At 68.1% G+C, this 22353-nt stretch carries 16 protein-coding genes and 1 pseudogene; 9 read left to right on the forward strand and 8 right to left on the reverse strand.

Annotation, left to right across the window (positions count from 1 at the left end):
- Window positions 1-138 precede the first annotated feature (138 nt).
- The 4 genes from MFF24_RS21310 to MFF24_RS21325 all read right to left on the reverse strand — a co-directional run bounded on the left by MFF24_RS21310 (window position 139) and on the right by MFF24_RS21325 (window position 5695).
- Window positions 139-2913, reverse strand: coding sequence for an ATP-binding protein (locus MFF24_RS21310; protein WP_238227322.1), 2775 nt, complete (start codon window positions 2911-2913; stop codon window positions 139-141).
- 80 nt (window positions 2914-2993) lie between these two features.
- Window positions 2994-4412 carry a TadE/TadG family type IV pilus assembly protein gene (locus tag MFF24_RS21315; RefSeq protein ID WP_238227328.1) on the reverse strand — a complete coding sequence of 473 codons (1419 nt, stop codon included), beginning with the start codon at window positions 4410-4412 and terminating at the stop codon, window positions 2994-2996.
- A gap of 225 nt (window positions 4413-4637) precedes the next feature.
- Window positions 4638-5246 (reverse strand): TadE/TadG family type IV pilus assembly protein, encoded by a 609-nt coding sequence (locus MFF24_RS21320; RefSeq protein WP_238227330.1) that lies wholly within the window; start codon window positions 5244-5246, stop codon window positions 4638-4640.
- Window positions 5243-5695 (reverse strand): pilus assembly protein, encoded by a 453-nt coding sequence (locus tag MFF24_RS21325; protein ID WP_238227427.1) that lies wholly within the window; start codon window positions 5693-5695, stop codon window positions 5243-5245. The genes MFF24_RS21320 and MFF24_RS21325 overlap by 4 nt, the downstream gene beginning before the upstream one ends.
- A 350-nt stretch (window positions 5696-6045) precedes the next feature.
- Here MFF24_RS21325 and MFF24_RS21330 point away from each other — a divergent pair, with 350 nt between their 5' ends.
- From MFF24_RS21330 to MFF24_RS21365, 8 genes are all read left to right on the forward strand, one after another.
- Complete coding sequence (locus MFF24_RS21330) at window positions 6046-6444, forward strand: hypothetical protein (protein WP_238227332.1); 399 nt, start codon at window positions 6046-6048, stop codon at window positions 6442-6444.
- 209 nt (window positions 6445-6653) lie between these two features.
- A complete protein-coding gene (locus MFF24_RS21335; protein WP_238227429.1) occupies window positions 6654-9368 on the forward strand; it encodes a nitrate/nitrite transporter in 2715 nt (904 codons plus the stop codon).
- Window positions 9365-13144, forward strand: coding sequence for a nitrate reductase subunit alpha (locus MFF24_RS21340; RefSeq protein WP_238227334.1), 3780 nt, complete (start codon window positions 9365-9367; stop codon window positions 13142-13144). The genes MFF24_RS21335 and MFF24_RS21340 overlap by 4 nt, the downstream gene beginning before the upstream one ends.
- Window positions 13141-14667, forward strand: a complete 1527-nt coding sequence (gene narH, locus MFF24_RS21345) for a nitrate reductase subunit beta (protein ID WP_238227342.1) — start codon at window positions 13141-13143, stop codon at window positions 14665-14667. Before MFF24_RS21340 ends, narH begins: the two co-directional genes overlap by 4 nt.
- The gene (gene narJ, locus MFF24_RS21350; protein ID WP_238227344.1) at window positions 14664-15425 is read left to right on the forward strand and encodes a nitrate reductase molybdenum cofactor assembly chaperone; all 762 of its coding nucleotides are present in this window, start codon (window positions 14664-14666) and stop codon (window positions 15423-15425) included. The genes narH and narJ overlap by 4 nt, the downstream gene beginning before the upstream one ends.
- A gap of 1 nt (window position 15426) precedes the next feature.
- Entirely contained in the window at window positions 15427-16200 is a 774-nt protein-coding gene (narI, locus tag MFF24_RS21355) for a respiratory nitrate reductase subunit gamma (RefSeq protein WP_108941296.1), read from the forward strand.
- Window positions 16197-17123: a peptidylprolyl isomerase gene (locus MFF24_RS21360; RefSeq protein ID WP_238227345.1), complete on the forward strand. Its 927-nt coding sequence runs from the start codon at window positions 16197-16199 to the stop codon at window positions 17121-17123. Before narI ends, MFF24_RS21360 begins: the two co-directional genes overlap by 4 nt.
- A 142-nt stretch (window positions 17124-17265) precedes the next feature.
- A complete protein-coding gene (locus MFF24_RS21365; protein ID WP_108941298.1) occupies window positions 17266-17469 on the forward strand; it encodes a hypothetical protein in 204 nt (67 codons plus the stop codon).
- A 25-nt stretch (window positions 17470-17494) separates the two neighbouring features.
- Here the strand turns inward: MFF24_RS21365 and MFF24_RS28970 are convergent.
- The 4 genes and pseudogenes from MFF24_RS28970 to MFF24_RS21380 form a co-directional block, all read right to left on the reverse strand.
- Window positions 17495-17643, reverse strand: a pseudogene (locus MFF24_RS28970) (L-serine ammonia-lyase); the annotation flags it as partial.
- A 132-nt stretch (window positions 17644-17775) separates the two neighbouring features.
- Window positions 17776-18567, reverse strand: coding sequence for an ABC transporter ATP-binding protein (locus tag MFF24_RS21370; RefSeq protein WP_108941299.1), 792 nt, complete (start codon window positions 18565-18567; stop codon window positions 17776-17778).
- Complete coding sequence (locus tag MFF24_RS21375) at window positions 18561-19556, reverse strand: ABC transporter permease (RefSeq protein ID WP_238227347.1); 996 nt, start codon at window positions 19554-19556, stop codon at window positions 18561-18563. The genes MFF24_RS21370 and MFF24_RS21375 overlap by 7 nt, the downstream gene beginning before the upstream one ends.
- A gap of 10 nt (window positions 19557-19566) precedes the next feature.
- Window positions 19567-20652 (reverse strand): ABC transporter substrate-binding protein, encoded by a 1086-nt coding sequence (locus MFF24_RS21380; protein ID WP_238227348.1) that lies wholly within the window; start codon window positions 20650-20652, stop codon window positions 19567-19569.
- 555 nt (window positions 20653-21207) lie between these two features.
- Here MFF24_RS21380 and MFF24_RS21385 point away from each other — a divergent pair.
- Window positions 21208-22344 carry an acyl-CoA dehydrogenase family protein gene (locus MFF24_RS21385; RefSeq protein ID WP_238227350.1) on the forward strand — a complete coding sequence of 379 codons (1137 nt, stop codon included), beginning with the start codon at window positions 21208-21210 and terminating at the stop codon, window positions 22342-22344.
- Window positions 22345-22353 lie beyond the last annotated feature (9 nt).

Raw genomic sequence — 22353 nt, forward strand, 5'->3', positions numbered from 1 at the left:
ATTCCGGGGCGCTGATAAGCGAACCCGGAAACCGTACAGGGCCGGGCCGGCGCATTCGCGCAGCCGGTCGCAGCTCATCGCGCTCATACAGCGGTTGATACCGGGAACGAGACCTGTCCATCCCCAGCCGCTCGACACTCAACCGACGGCGAGCCTGCAAACGGTGGCATCGTCTCCGCCCTCCACGCCACTCTCGTCGACCGGCACGCCGAAGCGGAGACGCAGCGCGCTCACGGTGCGGGCGAGCAGGTCGTCCAGGCCGGACGCCGCGTCGGCCAGGCCGTCCAAATTACCATCCAAGTTGCCATCCGGGTTGCCATCCAAGCGGCCGTCGCGCGCCGCCCGCTCGATCGCGCCCGCGCGATCCTTGACCTGCACCGCACCGATATTGGCGCTCATCGACTTGAGACCGTGGGCGGCGCGGGCCGCGGCCGGCGCGTCGGCGCGGGCCAGGGCGTCCTCGAGGTCCAGAAGCGTCTGGGGCGCCTGGGCAAGGTAGAGCCGGAGGATGCGTTCCAGGAAATCCCGGTCGCCGAGTTCCTCCAGGTTGGCAATCGTCGGCTCGTCGAGCAGCGCATCGTCCGAAGCCGCCAGCGTCGGCGCCTCCGGCACGACCGTCTCCCGATCGCCCTCGGCCGCCGAAAGGTGTCGCGCCAGCAGCGCGCCGAGTTGCGCCAGGGTGAAGGGCTTGGCGAGCATGCCGTCCATCCCGGCCGCCTGCCAGGATTCGGCGCCGTCGCCGACGACGTGGGCGGTCAGCGCCACGATCGGCACGCGCGCCGTCCCGTCCCGCGCCTCCCGAGCGCGGATGGCGACAGCGGCGCTGAAGCCGTCCAGCACGGGCATGCTGCCATCCATCAGGACGAGATCGAAGCGGCCCGCGGCGGCGGCCTCCACCGCAGCCCCACCATCCTCGACACAGATGATGTCGTGGATGCCGAAGCGGCCGAGCGCCTCGGCCGCGACCTCGCGGTTGACGGCACTGTCGTCGGCAATCAGCACCCGCGCCCCGGCGAAGGAGGGCAGGGCGGCCGCGGCACCCGCGTCCGCCTCCGGAGCCTCGACGGCCAGCGGCGCGCCCTGGGCCAGGGCGGCCAGCAGCGGGCGCCATTCGGCCTGGGCGAGGGGACGGCGCAGCACGGCATCGGCGAGGCCGGCTCGCATGAGCCCGGAACCGGACGTGTCGCCGATCGGCACCAGGGCGATGACGCGGCCCGCGCCCTCGGGGCGACGTCCGCTCGCCAGCAATTCGGATGCCTCGACGATCCAGTGACCGTCCCCGGATGGCGCGGGATGGAAGCCGGCGGCCCGAAGATCGGCCGCGAGCGCGGCCTGCGTCGCGGCGCCGACCGCACCGAAGCGGATGGCGGCGGGCACGGCGGGCGCGCGGCGGACCGGCGCCTCGGCCCCTTCCGCGCCCTCCACCGGGATGCGCGCCCAGAACGTCGAGCCCTCGCCGACACGGCTCTCGACGCCGACGCGGCCCCCCATGGCGCCGATCAGGCGCTCGGCGATCGACAGGCCGAGCCCGGTGCCGCCGAAGCGACGGGCGATCGATTGGTCGGCCTGAGTGAAGGCGGTGAAGATCCCGGCCAGCCGGTCCTGCGGAATGCCGATGCCGGTGTCGGATACGGCGATGCGCAGGACCGGGCCGGAGGCCTCCCGCTCCATCTCCATCCGCACGAGGACATGGCCGGCGGCGGTGAACTTGAGAGCGTTCGAGACGAAATTGCCGAGCACCTGCCCGAGCCGCACCGGATCGCCGAGGAGGGTGCGCGGCACGTCACCGTCGATCTGCGCCGCGAGGTCGAGACCCGCGGACGCCGCGCGTTCGGCAAAGAGGGTCACGACGGTGTCGGCGACATCGCGCGGGCTCAGCGGGATGCGCTCCACCTCCAGGCGGCCGGCCTCCACTTTCGCGAAATCGAGGATGTCGTTGATGATCGCGAGGAGGGACTGGCCGGAGCGGGCGATGACCTTGGCATAACGCTGCTGGCGCGGCGGCAGATCGGCCGAGGCGAGGAGCTCGGCCATCACCAGCATGCCGTTCATCGGCGTGCGGATCTCGTGGCTCATGGTGGCGAGGAAAATGGATTTGGCCGCGTTGGCCTCGTCGGCGGATTGCTTGGCCTCGATCAGGTCGTGGGTGCGCAGCCGGATCTCTTCCTCCAGGCCCGCATTGTGGCGCGCGATCGCCTGGTCGCGCTCGTTTACGGCCCGCAGGAGGTCGTTGAAGCTCTCGGCCAACGCGCCGACCTCGCCGCTGCCGGCTTCTGCGCGGCGGGAATAGTCGTGGCCGAGGCGGATTCCGTCCATGGTCCGGGCAAGCGCCGCCAGCGGCCGGGTGACGCTGCGTTGCAGCCCCATCGAGACGGCGAGCCCGAGCGCCAGGGCGAGCAGCCCGGCGAGCGCCGCCGTGAGGCCGACCTCGGTGATGCGTTCGGCCAGGTCGCGATTGTCCGAGACCAGGACGACGCGTCCGATCGGGCGGGCGTTCTCCAGGATCGGAACCGAGACGCGCAGGGTGCGCGTCGTCATCAGATCGAGGGGCGAAACGGTGCCCCGATCGAGGTCGATGTCGTCCGAGAGCCGCAGGCCGATGCCTTGCTCGGCGAGGATCTCGCCCTCACTCCGCTCGACCGCGGCATAGACCAGGGCTTGCCCGTGGGCGATCGCCCGCAGGGTGCTCTGCGCCGCCGCCTCGTCACCCTGGGCCGTGGCCTGTGCGGCGCTCGCGGCCAGGATCTGCGCGGTCATCCGCAGGGCTTCGCGCTTGGCCGCGGCGTAGCGCTCAACCTCGCGCCAGGTCGACAGGCCGGTCAACAGGAGGAGGGCGATCGCCACGGCGCTGGCCACGGCGAGCGCGAGCCGACCGGACAGCGAGCGGATCGGGTTCGTGAGCGGGCTACGCACGGAAGGGGTCTCGCGGCAAAGGTCTCACGGCAAGGGGCTCGTGGCGGGCCGGATCGGTGCTCCGGCCCCCATCATGCATGCTACTGGCTGATGACGAGTTGCCCCGAGATCGGGCCGACCCCCTTCGGGACCGGAACGCTCGAGCGGTTGTAATCCGCGTTGAGGTAGAGGTTCGGGCCCTCGTAGAGGTTGATCTGCTGGGCCACGACGACGGTGTAGGCGGAGAGGTCCGCCACCGGCCGCTTCGAATCGATCACGAGGCGACCGGCCGGCAGGTAGATCGTCCCGAGCATGGTGCGGGCGTTGTCGCTGATGATGCGGTAGATCCGCATCGGCTTGGTCGCCCCGAGCGGCGGGGGCGTCGGCGTGATCACGTCGCCGAGGAGCAGATCGACGGCCAGCGCCGGATCGAGCGGCAGGGTGACGGACGGGTCCTCGGCCATCAGGAGGCCGGCCATCGCACCCGTCGTCGGCGCCGAGAGCTCGACCGTGGTCTTCTTGTCGAAGAGCAGGCCGGTGTTGTTGCCGGTGAAGTAGAAGCCGACATCCCTGCCTGTCATCGTCGCCTTCTTGTCGACGATGAGCGGGCCGTCCTTCATCACGTAGATGCCCGGCCGCAGGGTGACGACGGCATCCTTAGTGATGTGCAGGCCCCCGCAATAGGTGCCGGGATCAAGCGTGACCGTCTGCGAGACGACGTTGACCCCCTTGCTCTTGCCCGTCAGCGCATCGGCGAGGTGGAGGATTTCAGGCAGGTTCACACAGCTCCCGACCGGCGGGGCAGGGCGGTTGCGGAGCGGATCCTGGATGACGGGGCAGCTCGTCTGCGGGTTGGGCGTGAAATTCGCCCGGTCGTCCTTGAATCCCCCCGCGGAGCAGATCGTCTGGGCCCGCGCGAGCGCGCCGTCGCGACCGACCATCCCCGATCTGCTGGTGGAGTTCGAGTAAAGGGCGCAGTCATAGGCCGTGACCTGTGCGTTGCGCTCCAGGTTGAACGCACCGGAGGCGGCGGGGTCGAGCGCCAGCATGCACAGGCGCATCCGGCCGACGACGCTCGCGCGGGCCCGCGCGGAGATCGGTATCGACGCCATGCCGACGAACGTCCCGAAGGTGAGCTTGATGACTTGTTCGGCGCGCGCCTCGACGCTTGTCTTGTCGCCGGCAACGCTGACCTGAATGGAGACTTCGGCGTCGGGACCGGCTTTCGCCTCGGCCTGGATCGTCTGGGTCGTCAAGCCGACGATGGAGTCGGTGCTCGAGACGACGAGTTTGAGGGCATTGCCGCCGGCCAGGACGCCGGCATCGACCGCGCTCTGGAGATGCGTGCGGGCGGAGACGACCTTGGCATAGTCGATCGCGCCTCCGACTAGGCCGATCAGGACGGAGGCCGACAGCCCGAAGATCACAGCAACCGAGCCGTCATTCTCCCGAGTCAGACGCGACAGCGGCTTCTTCCACCCGATCGGCTTCGCCGTCCTCTTGGCGTCACACGTCGCCATCGTGACTTTTGCCCCGTCTCCTGCCCCATCCCATCGCAGGAGTAATTCTCCCGAGTTAATAGGTCATACTTGGCATCGGCGGAGCAGTGACGGTACGGTTTACGCACGATTTACAATGACAACGCTCGACCGACGAATTGCCAAGCGCGACGACTTACCAAGCTCGATGACTTGCCAAGCCTGCCGCCAGCTCCCGCAAGGCGTGACCGAAGCCTCACGTCGGGATCACGCCGGACAGGGATTTCCGCCCGGCAGGACGACCTCGACCTGCCCGTTCCTCGCAATGCCTTCGCGCACCGGCCACACGGTCTTTGCCGTGAACGTCAGATCGTTGAGGAATGGGAAGAAGGAGAAGAGCGGCCGATAGGGCAGCCGCGTCTCGGCCATGACGAAGCGATCCCCTTTCGAGGCCGTCCCCGCCGGCGGAGGACCGATATCGGAGCCGACGGCGCGGGCCGTGCCTCCCTGCTGGACGCTGGAGCAGACCCTGGCCACGAAGTCGTTTCCGCTCTGATAGACCCCGCCGGCCGTCAGCACGATGCCGATGCCGCTCAGGCTATAGGGGGACGCCACGACCTGAGCGGCCGAGTACACGTCGTTGATATCGCCGTAATCGCTCTTGGAGGCGAGGTCGGCCATCGCGATCGTGGCCTGGGCGAGACGGTTGTTGGTAGCGATGGCCCGCGGGATTTCGATCGTGGCCACGAACAGGAGCAGGAGGACGGGCGCGATGAAGGCGAACTCGACGGCGCTCGCCCCACCCTGCGCCCGGCCGATCCGGATGAGGGCCTGGGTGAGCGGATGTTCCGCTGGGAACAGACGGCGCAGCCTCATGAACATGAGCTTGCCGCGTAGTTTTCCGCGCGGAAGACCGCGGTCGAGGTGAGGAGTTGCTTGCCGCCGGGCATCTGCTGGCCGGTGTAATCCAGGAACCGGAACGGCCGCAGCATCGGCACGGCGGCGCGCAGAACGTGAACGGAACCGCCCAACGGGCAATCGAACTGGCTGCCAAATCCGGTGGCCCAATCGCCGCGGCCGGCATCGTAGGCCGGCGCGATCTGCTTGATGGCGAAGGTGGCGGAGCGCACGAGATCGAATCGCATCTCCTCGCATTGATAGAATCGAAGGCCCGAACCGCAGAGGAGGCTTCGCATCTGCTGCGCGACATCACCGGCGCCATCCTCCTGGAAAGCGCCTGTCCGGACGAGGCGCGTCGCCCGCTGAACCGAGACGTCGAGTTGGTGCTGGGCGAAAGCGAGGATCGACGCCTCCATGATCACCATCACCAAGACGAAGAGCGGCAGGATGACGAGCGAAAGTTCGACCGCGGCAATGCCGTCGACGTTACGGACGAACCGAGACCTCAGACTCTTTGATGCTGAACAGCACCGGCGATGCGGGATGAGCTGAGAGGCTTTCAAGGCTTGGTCTTCGTCGATGCCGCTTCCCCCGCGGTCTCAGCACCACCGGGCTTATCCCCGATATGAGACGGGCTCGCTCGAACACGCTACGACGACGCGCCTTTATGCTCCGTGAATCCAACCGCGAAGACTGCACCATCCGGCGATCGGCCATGCCTGTCGCGGCATCTGCGGGAGCCTGCGGCTCATCAATCGATTGTGACCGCTCGCAAATGACCGATTTCGCCGGTCTCCGGCGATGCGCCGCGATCCTCATGACTTCGTCACCGGCAATCTATTCCTTCTCCCGAAGGGTGAGCCCATCGTCCCGCGATCAAGGAGGGAAGTCGCCGCAAGGCCAGTCCGAACGGGCGGTGGACCTGCAGGCGCTGCGCGACCGGGCTACGATCGCGGACGTGATCGGCGCGAACGCCGATCATCCCTTCCCGCCTCCAGATCTTACGATCGATCAAAGCGCGCCCCGCGAAGCCTGTCATGGTCGAGACGCGGGCGGCGGCTCTGCGATCTCGGTCGGCGCCTTCGCGGCCGATCCGCAGGTTCAGCCCATCCAACAGCATTCAAACAGCGTTTTTAACATCCGATCTCTATACAACCAGCGTGATACAGGCTAGCGTTCCCACAAGTCACCCTATCCGACCACTTGGTTTACTGATCATACGCACGGTTATCTGCGTAGAAGCCACTGCAAGCGGCGCCTTTATGCCAACAAGGCGCGCTCAAACCATCATGCCTGCGAAACATACTCGCGGAGATCCATTCCACACGTCTGCCTTACGCGCCCATTCGGCAAGCTCGGACCGGAGAAACGCCTGTGGCAACATTGGTCACCTCGCCAAGCGGCACAGACGAAAAAGCCAATCAGGTTCTCTGGACAAGCACCGCGGCCTTCACGGCCAGCTTCGCGGTCTGGACGATCTTTGCCATCATCGGCATCGGGATCAAGGATGAGCTGAGGCTGTCCGAGAGCCAGTTCGGACTTCTGGTCGGCACCCCGATCCTGTCCGGCTCCGTATCGCGGCTGTTTCTCGGCATGTGGTCCGACCGCTACGGCGGCCGCAAGATCTTCGCCGCGCTCATGTTCATCTCGGCGGCCGCGACCTACGCGCTGATCTGGGCCAACAGTTATGTGACGATGCTGCTCGCTGGCCTCGTCGTCGGTCTGGCCGGGGGCACCTTCTCCGTCGGCGTCCCTTACGTTTCGCGCTTCTTCTCGCCGGAACGGCAGGGCACCGCGCTCGGCATCTTCGGAGCCGGCAATGTCGGCGCCGCCGTCACCAAGTTCCTCGCGCCCTTCGTCATGGTCGCCATGGGCTGGCGCGGCGTCGCCGAGGTCTGGGCGGCGGGCCTCGCCATCACCGCGGTGCTGTTCCTGCTCCTCACCCGGGACGAGCCGCGCAGCGCCGCCGACGCCCAAGCGGCGCGCGAGCCGTTCCTGGCCCAGTTCAAGGTGCTCGTCCACGCCCAGGTCTGGCGCTTCTCACTGTATTACTTCTTCGTCTTTGGCGGCTTCGTCGCGCTGGCGCTGTGGCTGCCGCACTATCTCGTCTCGACCTACGGGCTGTCCCTGTCCTCGGCCGGCATGCTGGCGGCCTTCTACTCGGTGCCGGCCAGCCTGTTCCGCATCTATGGCGGCGTGCTGTCCGACCGCTACGGCGCCCGCGCGGTGCTCTACTGGACCTTCGGCGTGGGCATCCTGTCCACCTTCATGCTGTCCTATCCGCCGACCACCTACATCATCGAGGGGATCCGCGAGCCGATCCGCTTTTCGACGAGTCTGGGGCTCACCCCGTTCCTCGTCATCATGTTCGTGCTCGGCTTCTTCATGAGCCTCGGCAAGGCCGCCGTGTTCAAGCACGTGCCGGTCTACTACCCGCACGATGTCGGAGCGGTCAGCGGGCTCGTCGGGATGATCGGCGGTCTCGGCGGCTTCCTCCTGCCGGTCGCCTTCGGCGTGCTGGAGGATCTGACGGGGGTGCGAACCGCCTGCTTCGCGCTGCTCTTCCTCGTCGTCACGGCCTCGCTCGTCTGGATGCACGTGTCGATCCAGAGAATGGAACAGGCGGCAGCGCGACCGAGCGCACCGATCGGCGCGCCCGCACGCCCCGTCGGCACCGTGCGCGACGTCCCGGCGCCCGACGAGCGCCGCCGCCCCGAGCCGGGGGTGCCGGACGCGCACCTCCTGACGGATTGGCGGCCGGAAGATCCACAATTCTGGGAGAGCACGGGGCGCGCCATCGCCCGGCGCAACCTCTGGATCTCCACCTATTGCCTCGCGCTCGCCTTCGCGGTCTGGCAGCTCTGGAGCATCGTCGTCGCCTGGCTGCCGGCGGCGGGCTTCACCTTCACCTCGAACCAGCTCTTCTGGCTGGCGGCGGCGCCGGGGATTTCCGGCGCGACTTTGCGCATCTTCTACTCGTTCCTCGTGCCCGTCTTCGGCGGACGCCTGTGGACGGCGCTCTCGACCGGCACGCTCCTCATCCCCGCCTTCGGCATCGGCTACGCTGTCCAGAACCCGCAGACGCCGTACCTGATCTTCCTGACGCTGGCGCTCCTGTGCGGCTTCGGCGGCGGCAACTTCGCCTCGTCGGTCGCCAACATCTCCTTCTTCTTTCCGAAGCGGGAGAAGGGCCGTGCGCTCGCGATCAATTCGGGCATCGGCAATCTCGGCGTCAGCGTGATGCAGCTCGCCGTCCCCATCGTCGTCTCGATGAGCCTGTTCGGGGCTCTCTCAGGAAACCCGCAGACCACGCCCGACGGCGCCACGATCTGGCTGCAGAATGCCGGCTTCGTCTGGGTGCCGCTGATCGGAGCCGGCGTCATCGCCGCCTGGCTCGGGATGAACGACATCGCCTCGGCCAAGGCGTCGTTCAGCGAGCAGATGGTGATCTTCCGCCACCTGCACACCTGGGTGATGTGCTGGCTCTACACCGGCACCTTCGGCACCTTCATCGGCATGTCCGCCGCGTTCCCGCTCCTGACGCGGCTGGTCTTTCCCGAGGTCAGCGCCCTGCACTACGCCTTCATCGGGCCTCTGGTCGGCGCCCTGTCGCGCGCCTTCTCGGGCGGGCTGTCGGACCGGCTCGGCGGCGAACGCGTGACCCTCTGGGTCTTCGTCTCGATGATCGTCTTTGCGCTGCTCCTGATCTGGGCGCTCGAAATCCGCAGCTTTCCGCTCTTCTTCGCCATGACGCTGCTGCTGTTCTTCTCGAGCGGCGTCGGCAACGCCTCGACCTTCCAGATGGTGCCGGGGATCATGGCGCGGGTCGTCGAGGCCGAGGCGCCACAGGCGAGCGCCGAGGAGCGGCGGCGCCGGGCGGAAGGGGAGAGCGCGGCCATCACCGGCTTCATCTCGGCGATCGCGGCCTATGGCGGCTTCTTCATCCCCAAAGCCTTCGGAACCTCGATCGACGTCTCCGGAAGTGCCGATGCGGCGCTCTACGGCTTCGCCGCCTTCTTCATCACCTGCGCCGCGGCCACGTGGTTCTTCTACACCGGTCCGCGCGGGCTCTTCAGGACGACGGAGCGACGGGCATGAGCCACTTCCTCGACCGCCTGACCTTCTTCCGACAGCGCCGCGAGACCTTCTCCGACGGCTGGGGTGTGGCCACCGACGAGCCGCGCGCCTGGGAGAACACCTATCGAAAGCGCTGGGCCTCGGACAAGATCGTCCGCTCCACGCACGGCGTGAACTGCACCGGCTCCTGCTCGTGGAAGATCTACGTCAAGGGCGGGATCGTCACCTGGGAGACGCAGCAGACCGACTATCCCCGCACGCGGCCCGACCTGCCCAACCACGAGCCGCGCGGCTGCCCGCGGGGCGCGAGCTACAGTTGGTATCTCTACTCGGGAACGCGCATCAAATACCCGCTCGTGCGCGCCCGAATGCTGAAAGCGTGGCGCGTGGCCCGTGCCACGCTCGGGCCGGTCGATGCCTGGCGGAAGATCGTCACGGATGGCGAGACCCGCGCCGCCTGGGTGACGCGCCGGGGACGCGGCGGCTTCGTGCGGGCGACCTGGGACGAGGTCGCCGACATCATCGCGGCGGCCAACATCCACACGATCAAGGAATACGGGCCCGACCGGATCGTCGGCTTCTCGCCGATCCCCGCCATGTCGATGGTGTCCTACGCCGCAGGCACGCGCTACCTGTCGCTGATCGGCGCCACCTCCTTGAGCTTCTACGACTGGTACTGCGACCTGCCGCCGTCCTCGCCGCAGACCTGGGGCGAGCAGACCGACGTTCCAGAGAGCGCCGACTGGTACAATGCCGGCTTCCTGCTCGTCTGGGGCTCGAACATCCCGCAGACCCGCTCGCCGGACGCCCACTTCTACACGGAGGCCCGCTACAAGGGCACGAAGAGCGTCGTCATCTCGCCCGATTACAGCGAGGCCTGCAAGTTCGCCGACCTCTGGCTGCACCCGAAGCAGGGCACCGACGCCGCTTTGGCGCTGGCGCTCGGCCACGTCGTCCTGAAAGAATTCTACATCGACCGGCAGGTGCCGTACTTCCAGGACTACGCGCGCCGCTACAGCGACATGCCGTTCCTGGTGAAATTGGTCGAGCGGGACGGCAAATTGCTCCCCGACCGCTTCCTGCGCGCCGCCGACTTCACGGGCGGCCTCGACGAGGCGGCGAACCCGGATTGGAAGACCGTCGCGCTCGATCAGGACGGGGGCATCGTCTGCCCCCGCGGCTCGGCCGGCTTTCGCTGGGGCGATCCCGGCAAGTGGAACCTGGAAGAGACCGACGGCGCCGGCGCGCCAACTCGCCTACGCCTGTCGCTCGCCGGCATCGAGGACCGGCTGGCGCCGGTCTCCTTCCCCTATTTCGGCGGCATCGCGCCGGGAGGCTTCGTCGCCACCGATCACCCCGAGGTGCTGAGCCGGCTCGTGCCTCTGCGCCGCGTCGCGCTGAAGGACGGGGAGGCGCTCGCCGCCACCGTGTTCGATCTGCTCTGCGCCAATTACGGCGTCGACCGCGGTCTCGGTGGGGACGACGTCGCGGCGACCTACGACGACGACGTGCCGTTCAGCCCGGCTTGGGCGGAGCGCATCTGCGGCGTGCCGCGGCAGGCAATCCTGCAGACCGCGCGGGAATTCGCCGAGACCGCCGAGAAGACCGATGGGCGCGCCATGGCCATCGTCGGGGCCGGGATCAACCACTGGTACCACATGGACATGAGCTATCGCGGTATCATCGCGCTGCTCATCCTGTGCGGCTGCGTGGGCAAATCGGGCGGCGGTTGGGCGCACTACGTCGGGCAGGAGAAGCTGCGCCCGCAGACCGGCTGGCTGCCGCTGGCCTTCGCCCTCGATTGGGTACGCCCGCCGCGCCAGATGAACGGGACGTCGTTCTTCTACGCGCATTCCGACCAGTGGCGCTACGAGACGCTCGACGTCTCCGACATCCTCTCGCCGACGGCGCCCCCCGGCGACTGGTCGGGCTCGATGCTCGACTACAACCTGCGCGCGGTGCGCATGGGCTGGCTCCCGTCCGCTCCGCAGCTCGGCATCAATCCTCTGGCGCTGGCCCGCAGCCTGGAGGCACGGGGCGAGGAGCCCGCCACGGCCCTGCCGCGCCTTTTGAAGTCGGGCGAGGTCCAGTTCGCCATGTCAGACCCGGATGCGCCGCAGAACTGGCCGCGCAACATGTTCTTCTGGCGCTCCAACGTGCTGGGCGCCAGCGGCAAGGGGCACGAATACTTCCTCAAGCATCTCGTCGGCTCCTCGCACGGCGTCGTCGGGACCGAGGACGGCATCCGGCCGACGGAGGTCGTGTGGCGGGAGGAGGCGCCCAAAGGCAAGCTCGACCTGATGGTCAACATCGACTTCCGCATGTCGACCACGAGCCTCTATTCCGACATCGTCCTGCCGACGGCGACTTGGTACGAGAAGCACGACCTCAATACCTCGGACATGCATCCCTTCATCCATCCGCTGACGGCCGCGGTGGATCCGGTCTGGGAAGCGCGCAGCGATTGGGACATCTTCCGCACCATCGCCCAGACCTTCTCCCGCCTCTGCGAGGGCGAGCTCGGTGTCGAAAAGGACATCGTCCTCAACCCGATCCAGCACGACAGCGCCGCCGAACTCGCCCAGCCCTACGCCCCGCTCGACTGGGGCCGCGGCGAGACCGAGCCGGTGCCGGGCCGAACCATGGCGTCGATCGCCGTGGTGGAGCGCGACTATCCCGCGACCTACGAGCGGTTCACGGCGCTCGGCCCCAAGCTCGATACACTCGGCAACGGCGGCAAGGGCCTGGAATGGAACACCCAGGCCGAAATCTCCCAACTCGGCGCGCTGAACGGCCGCGTCGAGGCGGGGCCGGCGGCGGGACGGCCGAAGATCCTGACCGACATCGACGCCTGCGAGACGATCCTGATGCTCGCGCCGGAGACCAACGGGCAGGTCGCGGTCAAGGCGTGGGAGGCCCTGGGCCGGGCGACCGGACGCGACCACGCCCACCTCGCGGCCGGCAAGGAGGAGGAGAAGATCCGCTTCCGCGACGTCGTCTCTCAGCCGCGCAAGATCATCTCCTCACCGATCTGGTCCGGGCTTGAGAGCGAGAAGGTCTGTTACAGCGCCGGCTATACCAATGTTCACGAGCTCATCCCCTGGCGCACCCTGACGGGGCGGCAGCAGCTCTTCCTCGACCATCCGTGGATGCTGGCCTTCGGCGAGGGCTTCGTGACGTGGCGTCCGCCGATCGACACCAGGACCGTGGCGCAGGTCGCCGGCAAGCTGCCGAACGGGCACCCCGAGATCCAGCTCAACATCCTCACGCCGCACCAGAAATGGGGAATCCACTCGAGCTATACCGAGAACCTCCTGCTGCTCAGCCTCAACCGCGGCGGCCCGACGATCTGGATCAGCGAGGTCGATGCCCGCAAGGCCGGCATCGAGGACAACGACTGGATCGAAGCCTTCAACGTCAACGGAGCCGTGACCGCCCGCGCGATCGTCTCCCAGCGCATCATGGAGGGCTCGGCGATCATGTATCACGCGCAGGAAAAGCTCGTGAATACGGTCGGCTCCGAGATCACCAATCAGCGCGGCGGCGTGCACAACTCCATCACTCGCATCAACATGAAGCCGACGCACATGATCGGCGGCTACGTCCAGTTCGCCTACGGCTTCAATTACTACGGAACGGTCGGCGCCAACCGCGACGAATTCGTGATCATCCGCAAGATGAGCCACGTCAACTGGTTCGACAAAGCCGTCGACGACACGTTCAACACGGACGCCACCGCCGATTGGGGCGGGCACGGCGTCAATCCGAACACCAAGTCGAAGGAGCCGGCGGCATGAGGGTTCGCGCGCAAATCGGCATGGTGCTCAACCTCGACAAGTGTATCGGCTGCCACACCTGCTCGATCACCTGCAAGAACGTCTGGACCAATCGTGAAGGTGTTGAATACGCTTGGTTCAACAATGTCGAGTCGAAGCCCGGCATCGGTTATCCGAAGGATTGGGAGAACCAGCACCGCTGGAAGGGCGGATGGACCCGGAAGTCCAACGGCCGCATTGAGCCGAAGATCGGCGCCAAATGGCGCGTCCTCTCGAAGATCTTCGCCAATCCCGACCTGCCCGAGATCGACGATTTCTACGAACCCTATACGTTCGAATACGGCTGGCTGCAGCAGGCCCCCGAGCTTCAGGCCCAGCCCTCCGCCAAGCCGCGCTCGCTCATCACCGGCGAGGTGATGAACAAGATCGAGTGGTCGGGCAATTGGGAGGACGATCTCGGCGGCGAGTTCTCCCGCCGTTCCCAGGACGCCAATTTCGACGGCATCGAGAAGGAGATCTACGGCCAGTTCGAGAAAACCTTCCTGATGTATCTGCCGCGCCTCTGCGAGCATTGCCTCAACCCGACCTGCGTCGCCTCCTGCCCCTCAGGCGCGATCTATAAGCGGGAGGAGGACGGCATCGTCCTGATCGATCAGGAAAAGTGCCGCGGCTGGCGCATGTGCGTCTCCGGCTGCCCCTACAAGAAGATCTACTATAACTGGTCTTCAGGAAAATCAGAGAAGTGCATCTTCTGCTTCCCGCGCATCGAAGCCGGTCAGCCCACCGTCTGTTCCGAAACCTGCGTCGGGCGGATCCGCTATCTCGGCGTCATGCTCTACGATGCCGACCGCATCGAGGAGGCGGCCTCCGTCGAGAACCCGAAGTCGCTCTACGAGTCGCAGCTCTCGATCTTCCTCGATCCGAACGACCCCGCCGTGCGGCGGCAGGCGCTGCTCGACGGCGTGCCGGAGGAGTGGCTCGACGCCGCCATCCTGTCGCCCGTCTACAAGATGGCGATGGAATGGAAGGTCGCCTTCCCGCTGCACCCCGAATACCGCACCCTGCCGATGGTCTGGTACGTGCCGCCGCTCTCGCCGATCCAGTCGGCAGCCGAGGCCGGCAAGATCTCGGCCAAGAACGGGATGCCGGATGTCGAGAGCCTACGCATTCCGATGCGCTACCTCGCCAACATGCTCACCGCGGGCGAGGAGGCGCCGATTGTCTCGGCGCTGCGGCGGATGCTAGCCATGCGCGCCTTCATGCGCGCCAAGACGGTGGACGGGCGCCTCGACGAGCGGATCGCGGAGGAGGTCGGGCTCACCGCGCATCAGGTCGAGGAGATGTACCGCTACATGGCGCTCGCGGCCTACGAGGACCGCTACGTCATTCCGACCAGCCATCGCGAGGTGAACGAGAACGCCTACCATCTGCGCGGCTCGACCGGCTTCTCCTTCGACGAGCCCACCAACGGCGCCACGAAGACGAACCTGTTCGGCGGCGCCAAGCGCACGCCGCGCAAGCCCTACATGGACGTGCCGCTATGAGGTATACGCTGCGCGCCCTGTCGGTGCTGATCGCTTATCCGAGCGAAGACCTGCAGGCCCATAGCGGCGCGGTCCGCGAGGCCCTGCACGGGGAGGCGGAACTGCCGCCCGAGGCCCTGGCCCGCCTCGAACCGCTCTTCGAGGCGTTCGCAAGCCAGGACGTCTTCGATCTGCAAGCGCATTACTGCGAATTGTTCGACAGTTCGCGCGCGCTCTCGCTGCATCTCTTCGAGCATGTCCACGGCGACGGCCGCCAGCGCGGGCAGGCGATGATCGATCTGGGCCAAGCCTATCTCGCCCGCGGCTTCATGATGCGGGAGGCCGAGCTTCCCGATTACCTGCCGATGTTCCTCGAATTCCTGTCGATCCTGCCGAACGACGAGGCGGAGGAATGGCTCGCCCAGCCGGCCCACGTTCTGGAGGTTCTGGAACAGCGGCTCACCGAGCGGGAGACCTATTACGCGGGCGTGCTGCACAACCTGCTGCATCTGGCCAAGCGCCGGCCCTGCACCGGACAGGTCCGGGACCTTCCCGACTACCGCGATCCGGCGACCCCCGCCGAGATCGACCGGGCCTGGGAGGATGCGCCGATCGATTTCAGCGCGCCCCTCGGGGACGCCTCCCAGCCATCCGCGCTGATGACGCGCCTGCGCGCCGCCCAGCGCGATGCCAGAGCGCTTTCCGGCGACGTGGACGTGGGTTCGCTGAAAGAAAGCGCGGTTAAACAAAGAGATAGAGATCAAACAAAAGGAGGCTGAGATGTGGGAGGCGGTCAATTATCTCCTCTTCGGCTGGTATCCGTACCTTGCCGTGACGGTTCTGGTGTTCGGCAGCATCCTGCGCTTCGATCGGGCGCAGTATTCCTGGCGCTCGGAATCCTCGCAGTTCCTCCGGCGCAAGCAGATGCTGCTCGGATCGAACCTGTTCCACCTCGGCATCCTGGTCATTCTGGTGGGCCATTTCGTTGGCCTGCTGACGCCGATCGCGCTGTTCGAGCGGTTCGGCATCAGCCACACCGCCAAGCAGTTGATGGCCATCACGGTCGGCGGCATCGCCGGCATCGCCGCCCTGATCGGCTGCTCGCTCCTGCTGCACCGCCGCCTGTTCGATGCCCGCATCCGGCGCAGTTCCTCCATCGGCGACATACTCGTGCTCGTCCTGATCTGGCTGCAACTGATCGTGGGCATCGGCAGCTTCTACTGGACGTTCCAGGCGCTCGACGGGCACGAGATGGTGCGCTTCATGGGATGGGCCCAGGGCCTTCTCACCTTCCAGCCCGGCGCGGCGGACCTCCTGCTGGAAACGGCCCTGGTCTACCGGCTGCACATCGTCATCGGCCTGACGATCTTCCTGATCACGCCCTTCACCCGGCTCGTGCACGTCTTCAGCGCACCGGTCTGGTACCTGTTCCGGCCGGGCTATCAGGTCGTGCGGTCGCGGCGCGGACCGGCGCAGGCGGTGGCCGACCCGTTCGCCGGCGCGATCAGCGGGGCAGCCTCGATCGGACGGGCTCAGGCGGAGAGCGCGCAATGAGTGCCACGCTCATCATCGACCGCCGTCCGGACCCGGCGATGCCGACCGGCTGCGGCAGCGGCTGCGGCTGTGCCTCGGCGTCGAAACCGCCCGTGCCGCCGCCGAGCGAGGTCCCCGTCTCCGTCAACGGCGTGGCGATCGCGGCCGAGGCGATCGCCCGCGAGATCCAGCATCATCCCGCAGGCGACGGCGCCGCCGCCTGGCGAGCGGCGGCGCAGGCCCTCGTCGTGCGCGAGTTGCTACTCCAGGCCGGCCGGGCGGCGGGGTTCGCGTCCCGCCCGGAACGGGACGAGGCCGGGCGGTGGGAACTGGCCGAGGAAGCGCTGATCCGCGCGGCCCTCGATCTCGCGCCCGAGCCGCAGCGGGCGGGCGCGGCGGAGTGCCGTCGCTACTACGAGGCGAACCTCCACCGCTTCCGCATGCCGGACCTGTTCGAGGCGTCCCACATCCTGTTCGAGCCGGCCTCCGACGACGCGGCGGGCTGGCAGCAGGCGGAGCGGGAGGCGCGTGCGCTGGCGACCGAACTCGGCGACGATCCGGGCGACTTCGCCGAGGCCGCGCGCGGCTTCTCCGCCTGTCCGACAGCGCGTCAGGACGGATCGCTCGGCCAGTTGCGCCGGGGCGAACTGGTGCCGGAGATCCAGGCGGCGCTGGAGGCTCTGACCGAGGGCACCACGGGACGTGTTCCGGTCCGGTCCCGCTTCGGCTGGCACGTGCTGCGCCACCAGCGCCGGATCCCCGGAAAGACCCTGTCCTTCGAGATGGTGGCCGACAAGATCGCCGAGATGCTGGATGCCCGTGCCTGGACGATGAGTGCCGCCGGCTTCGTGCTGCACTTGGCCGAAGACGCGACGATCGAGGGCGTCGTCCTCGACGCCGAGAGCCTGTCGCGCCTACCCGCCTCGGGCAGCGCCCCGCCGTGACGCCCTCACCTATCGTCCCGAAAGGTGGTGGCCGGCGCTCAGAAAAAGACGATGCGCAAACAACGAGACAGGGCATCGTGCCGGCACGATGCCCTGTCCCGCCGATGAGAATGGTCCCGCACGTGAGAGAAGGCGTCCTATCGTGAACGATCAGCAGCGCCTCGACGGTGCGCCCCTCAACCCGACCCTGCGGAAGGTAAGCGACGGCACGCACGACACGAGCCGCACCGCCGCCCCCCTGGAGAGCATCTCGATCCGCACGCCGCATGGCGGCCACTGGGCCTGGATCTGCCTCGCGGTGTTCGTGGTCTGCGTCCTCGTCTCGCTCGTCCTCATCTTCGGATGAGCCCGCGGGCGCGGCGCAGGCCTTCTCAGCAGTCGGCGCCGTTGACGGCGAGGCCGCCGAGCGAGGTTTCCTTGGCTTTGGCCTGCCTGTCGTGACCGGCCCGGCGGAGGGTCTCTCGATCACTTCGTCGAGGCGCATCCGGTGCTCGCCGTCGCCGCGCAGCGACTGGGAGGCCTTGCGGGACGTGCTGCGCGTCTCGCTCAGGCCTTTCCGAAGTCGGACGCATCACCTGAAAGCATCGTCCCGACAGGCGGTTTCCCGCGCGTCGGACGATTGCCGGTGCGGCCTGCGCGTCGGGGCAGCCGATCAGATCGGTTGGCCGAGGATGCCGAGGATCGTTCGGCGCAGGCGCACCAGTTCGGGATCGTCGCGGTGGCGTGGATAGGGGAGATCGACGGGAAGGTCCGCGCGGATCGCGGCCGGACGGTCGGAGAGCACGATCACGCGCTCGGCCAGCACCAGAGCCTCCTCGACATCGTGGGTGACGAGGAGCGCGGTAAAGCGAGTCTCCTGCCACAGCCGCAGAATCTCGGCCTGGAGCGCGAGCCGGGTCAGGGCGTCGAGCTTGCCGAGCGGCTCGTCGAGGAGGAGCAGCCGCGGTGCGTTCACGAGCGCGCGGGCGAGCGCCGCGCGCTGGGCCATGCCGCCGGAGAGCTGGTGCGGAAACACCTCGGCGAAGCCATCGAGCCCGACGAGGCGGAGCGCCGTCTGGACCTTCGCCGCCCGCTCGGGCCTCGTGACGCCGCGGGCCTCCAGCCCGAGCATCACGTTCCCCCGCACGCTGCGCCAGGGATAGAGCGTCGGGTCCTGAAACACGAGGAGGCGCGACGGATCGGGACCTTCGACCCGCCGGCCATCGACGGCGATGCGGCCGGCGCCCGGCGGCTCCAGCCCGGCGACGAGGCGCAGCAGGGTGGACTTGCCGCAGCCGGAGGGACCGAGCAGAGCCACGAAGCCGCCCGGCGCCACGTCGAGGCTGATACGATCGAGGACGGGCAACGCCGTGCCGCGGAGGTCGAAGGCGTGGGAGACGGCCTCGACCGCGAGGCGCGATCCGGCGGCGGTGGCGGCAGGGCGTTCGAGCGTCACGGCTACCATTGGACCAATCCCTTCTGCCAGGAGAGCACCCGGTCGCGCAGGGCGAACAGCAGGGTGATCAGCCCGGAGCACATCAGCGCCATCACGATCAGTGCGGCGTAGAGGTTGGCGTAGGCCGCCCAGCCTTGCGCCCATTGCAGATACCAGCCGAGGCCGGCCTTCACGCCCAGCATCTCGGCCACCACCAGCACGGCGAACGAGCCGCCGAGCCCCATGAACAGCCCGACGAAGACGTGCGGCAGGGCCGCCGGCACCGCGACCCGCAGCACGAGGAAAGCGGGCGAGGCGCCCAGCGTGCGCGCCACGTCGAAATAGGCCTTGTTGACCCCGGCGACTCCCGACCAGGTCAGCACCGTGACCGGGAAGCCGGTGGCGAGCGCGATCAGGAAGGTGCTGGCCGACCACGAGGAGGGAAACACGAAGAAGGCGAGCGGCAGCCACGCGGTCGCTGGCAGCGGCCCGACGAAGCGGAGGACCGGATGAGCCCAGTAGCCCACCGCCTTCGACCAGCCGATGGCCACGCCGAGCGCGAAGCCGAGGCCGGCGCCGATGACGTAGCCGCCCGCGAGCAGCTTCAGCGAGGCCAGGATGCTGCCGCCGAGCCGGGGCCAGTCGTCGAGAAAGACCTCCAGGATCGCCTGCGGCGGCGGAAAGAACGGCATCGGCAGGAGCGCGAACTTCGCGGTGATCAGCTCCCAGGCGAGGAAACCGAGTGCGACGAGCGTCAGCCAGGGCGTCCAATATGCGAGCGAGGCCCCGGCCCGGCCGAGGCGCGCCGAAAAGGCGGTGAGCGGAGGCAGGACGAGCCCGAGGGCCAGCGCCCCGCCCGCGAAACCCACGGTGTGGGGAAAGTCGCCCTCCTCGGGCAGGGCGTAGGTCGCGCCCGCGAGCGCGAGCCACGCCGCACCGAGGGCGAGCGCCCTCAGCGGCGGGCGGGGAAGGCGCCCGGCGGCGGGCAGGGTGCCGGCGAATCCGGTCAGGCTGGCCATGGATGCGCCCTCAGCTCAGCACGTCGGCATAGACGCGCTCGGCGAACTTGGTCGTATCAGTCGAGCGCTTGAGGACGTTCACCTGTTTCAGTTCGTCGCCGTAGAGCACGAGCTGGCGCTTGAGGTCGGCGCCGACCGGACGGTCGCCGTGGTGCTGGCTCCGCAGCATCGCGGCGAGATCCTCGACCGAACCCCGGCCGCCGTAGCCGGAGAAGATGCGGGCGGCGTCCTCCGGGTCCGCGTGAACGCGGTGACCGGCTTCCAGCACGGCGCGGGTGAGGGCCGTGGCCGCCGCGCGGTCGGCCCGGATCAGGCTGCCGCGCATCGCCACCACGCAGCAGGTCCGATCGGCGTACTCACCCGAGAGGTTGGTGGCGACCTCGGTGAATTTCGGGTCCTTCAGCCAGATCCACGTGCGCGGATCGGAATCGGCCAGCGCCTGCGCCTCGCCCTTCTCGACCGCGAGGTTGAGGAGGTCGGCCGGGTATTGCCGCCACTCGACGCCGGTTTCCGGATCGATGCCGGCCTTGGCGAGCAGGAGCGCGAAGAAATTCTTGGCCGGGCTGGCGTGATCGCTGATCGCGATCGTCTTGCCCTTGAGCGCCGCGATGTCGGTGATGCCGGCCGATTTCGCCCCCAGCAACCGTAGGCAGCCGCCGTGCAGGCCGGCGGTGATCTTCACGTCGAAGCCCTGCTCCAGGGGCTTCAGCCAGCGCAACGCCATGCCGATGCCGGCATCGGCCTTACCGGTGGCGATGGCTTCCAACAGCGCCTCGGTCGAGCCGCCGAAATTGACGAACTCCACGTCGAGGCCGTGGGCGGCGAAGATGCCGCGCTCCTTGGCCAGCGGCGCCGCGGCGGTGCAGACCGCGGTGGCGTTCCAGGCGAGCTTGATCGGCTTCAGCGGCCCGGCGGCGGCCTCCGCGACGGCGGGGCGGCAGATCGAGCCGGGATCGAACGGCACCGCCGGGCCGGGCCCCCAGGCGCGCACGCCGCCGCTTCCGAACCCGAGGGGCAGAGCCGCCGCGGCGGCGCCCGTGCGGAGCAGGAACCGGCGCGACGGCAGAAGGCCGGGGCGCGAGGGCTCGTCGGTCATGGTCGTCTCCGAGAAGGGGACACACGCGCGGACATCCGCCCGGTGGGCCGGGACGGCGTGGCGTGTCGATATCGGGAGCAGCCTCGTTGGTCGGGCCGATTTATTCAGTCTTCATTCGCGCAACAGCAAAGTCAATCGAAGCATTTTTCCAAGATGGAGCGTTTCTTGCGATAGAATTTTTCGAAGACGGTTCGGACAAGAAGATTTTCCATTCGGCATTCTGGTTCGGCGGCGATCCATGCCTGAGCATCGGACAGCGGTGACGTCACGGAAGGATGATCGGGCAAGAACGAGCCGAGTCTGCGCTCACAGCAGATGTCCTGCGCCTCGGCGGCAGGTCAAAGCGTGATCTTCCGGTATCTCGGGGCGCGCGGGCAGAACATCCTTCCGGCGGTCTCGACTTTGGAAATACGTTTCGTTGACTGAACGATGCTGCGCGCCGAGCATAAATACAGTCTGCCTCTCACCTCCGCACGCGGCCCAACGGCTGATCCGGACCTTTCATTCGTGCCCCATGCCCCTTCGCCCCATGACCCTTCGTCCCATGACCCTTCGATGACCGCGCTCCTCGAAACCGTCCGGACGCTCGCCGAAGGGTTCGCCGCGACCGCCGGCGAGCGCGACCGCAGCGGCGCCTTCCCGCATGCGCCCATCGCGTCGCTGCGTGAGGCTGGCCTGATTGGGCTCGCCGCACCGGAGCGGCTCGGTGGCGGCGGCGGCGGGCTGGTGCGGGCGGCGCAGGTCGTCGGTGCCATCGGCGCGGGCGATCCGGCGGTCGCCCTGGTGCTGGCGATGACGCTGCTCCAGCACGGGCTGATCCACCGCGACGGCACATCCTGGCCGCGCGCGCTCGCCGACCGTGTCGGGCGCGAGGCCGTGACGAACGGCGCCCTGATCAACGCGCTGAGGGTCGAGCCCGATCTGGGCACCCCCGCCCGCGGCGGCCTGCCCGCGACGATCGCCCGGCGCGACGGCGGCGATTGGCGCGTCACGGGCCGAAAAATCTATTCGACGGGCGCACCGGGGCTCTCCTACGGCCTCGTCTTCGCCCGCACCGACGAGGCCGAGCCGCGGATCGGCAACTGGCTGGTGCCGATGTCGTCCCCGGGCATCCGCATCGAGGAGAGCTGGGACCATCTGGGCCTGCGCGCCTCGGGCAGCCACGACGTGGTGTTCGAGGAGACCTTCGTGCCGGGCGACCACGCCGTCGATCTGCGCCGCCCGGAAGACTGGCGCCGGCCCGATCCGCTGCAGCAGGCCTGGAGCTGCGCCCTGCTCGCCACGCTCTACGACGGCGTCGCGCGGGCGGCGCAAGCGTGGTTCCGCCACTTCCTGCACGAGCGCGTGCCCGGCAGTCTCGGCGCGCCGCTCGCGAGCCTGCCACGGTTCCACGAGGCCTTCGGCGAGAACGAGCGGCTTCTGTCGATCAACGCCCGGCTCGTGGCGAGCCTCGCGGCCGAGACCGATGCGGGCGCGCCGCCGGCCCCGCAGGAGGCCGGCTTCGTCAAGCTCACCGTCACCGAGAACGCGATCCAGGCCGTGCAGCGGGTCGCCGAGCTCTGCGGCAACGCCGCGCTCTCGCGAAACAACCCGCTGGAGCGGCACCTGCGCGACGTCCTGTGTGCGCGCATCCACTGGCCGCAGGGCGACGCGGTGCGGGTCGCCGCTGGCCGCGCCGCGCTTGGCGTCTGATTGAAGGAA

The sequence above is a fragment of the Methylorubrum aminovorans genome (assembly GCF_022179725.1).
Lineage (GTDB): Bacteria > Pseudomonadota > Alphaproteobacteria > Rhizobiales > Beijerinckiaceae > Methylobacterium > Methylobacterium aminovorans.

Excerpts from the sequence above, each read along its gene's own strand:
- MFF24_RS21315 (WP_238227328.1), bottom strand. The coding sequence starts at position 4,412 with ATGGCGACGTGTGACGCCAAGAGGACGGCGAAGCCGATCGGGTGGAAG.
- MFF24_RS21320 (WP_238227330.1), bottom strand. The coding sequence starts at position 5,246 with ATGAGGCTGCGCCGTCTGTTCCCAGCGGAACATCCGCTCACCCAGGCC.
- MFF24_RS21325 (WP_238227427.1), bottom strand. The coding sequence starts at position 5,695 with ATGGTGATCATGGAGGCGTCGATCCTCGCTTTCGCCCAGCACCAACTC.
- MFF24_RS21330 (WP_238227332.1), top strand. The coding sequence starts at position 6,046 with ATGACCGATTTCGCCGGTCTCCGGCGATGCGCCGCGATCCTCATGACT.
- MFF24_RS21340 (WP_238227334.1), top strand. The coding sequence starts at position 9,365 with ATGAGCCACTTCCTCGACCGCCTGACCTTCTTCCGACAGCGCCGCGAG.
- narH (WP_238227342.1), top strand. The coding sequence starts at position 13,141 with ATGAGGGTTCGCGCGCAAATCGGCATGGTGCTCAACCTCGACAAGTGT.
- narJ (WP_238227344.1), top strand. The coding sequence starts at position 14,664 with ATGAGGTATACGCTGCGCGCCCTGTCGGTGCTGATCGCTTATCCGAGC.
- narI (WP_108941296.1), top strand. The coding sequence starts at position 15,427 with ATGTGGGAGGCGGTCAATTATCTCCTCTTCGGCTGGTATCCGTACCTT.
- MFF24_RS21360 (WP_238227345.1), top strand. The coding sequence starts at position 16,197 with ATGAGTGCCACGCTCATCATCGACCGCCGTCCGGACCCGGCGATGCCG.
- MFF24_RS21370 (WP_108941299.1), bottom strand. The coding sequence starts at position 18,567 with ATGGTAGCCGTGACGCTCGAACGCCCTGCCGCCACCGCCGCCGGATCG.
- MFF24_RS21375 (WP_238227347.1), bottom strand. The coding sequence starts at position 19,556 with ATGGCCAGCCTGACCGGATTCGCCGGCACCCTGCCCGCCGCCGGGCGC.
- MFF24_RS21380 (WP_238227348.1), bottom strand. The coding sequence starts at position 20,652 with ATGACCGACGAGCCCTCGCGCCCCGGCCTTCTGCCGTCGCGCCGGTTC.
- MFF24_RS21385 (WP_238227350.1), top strand. The coding sequence starts at position 21,208 with ATGACCGCGCTCCTCGAAACCGTCCGGACGCTCGCCGAAGGGTTCGCC.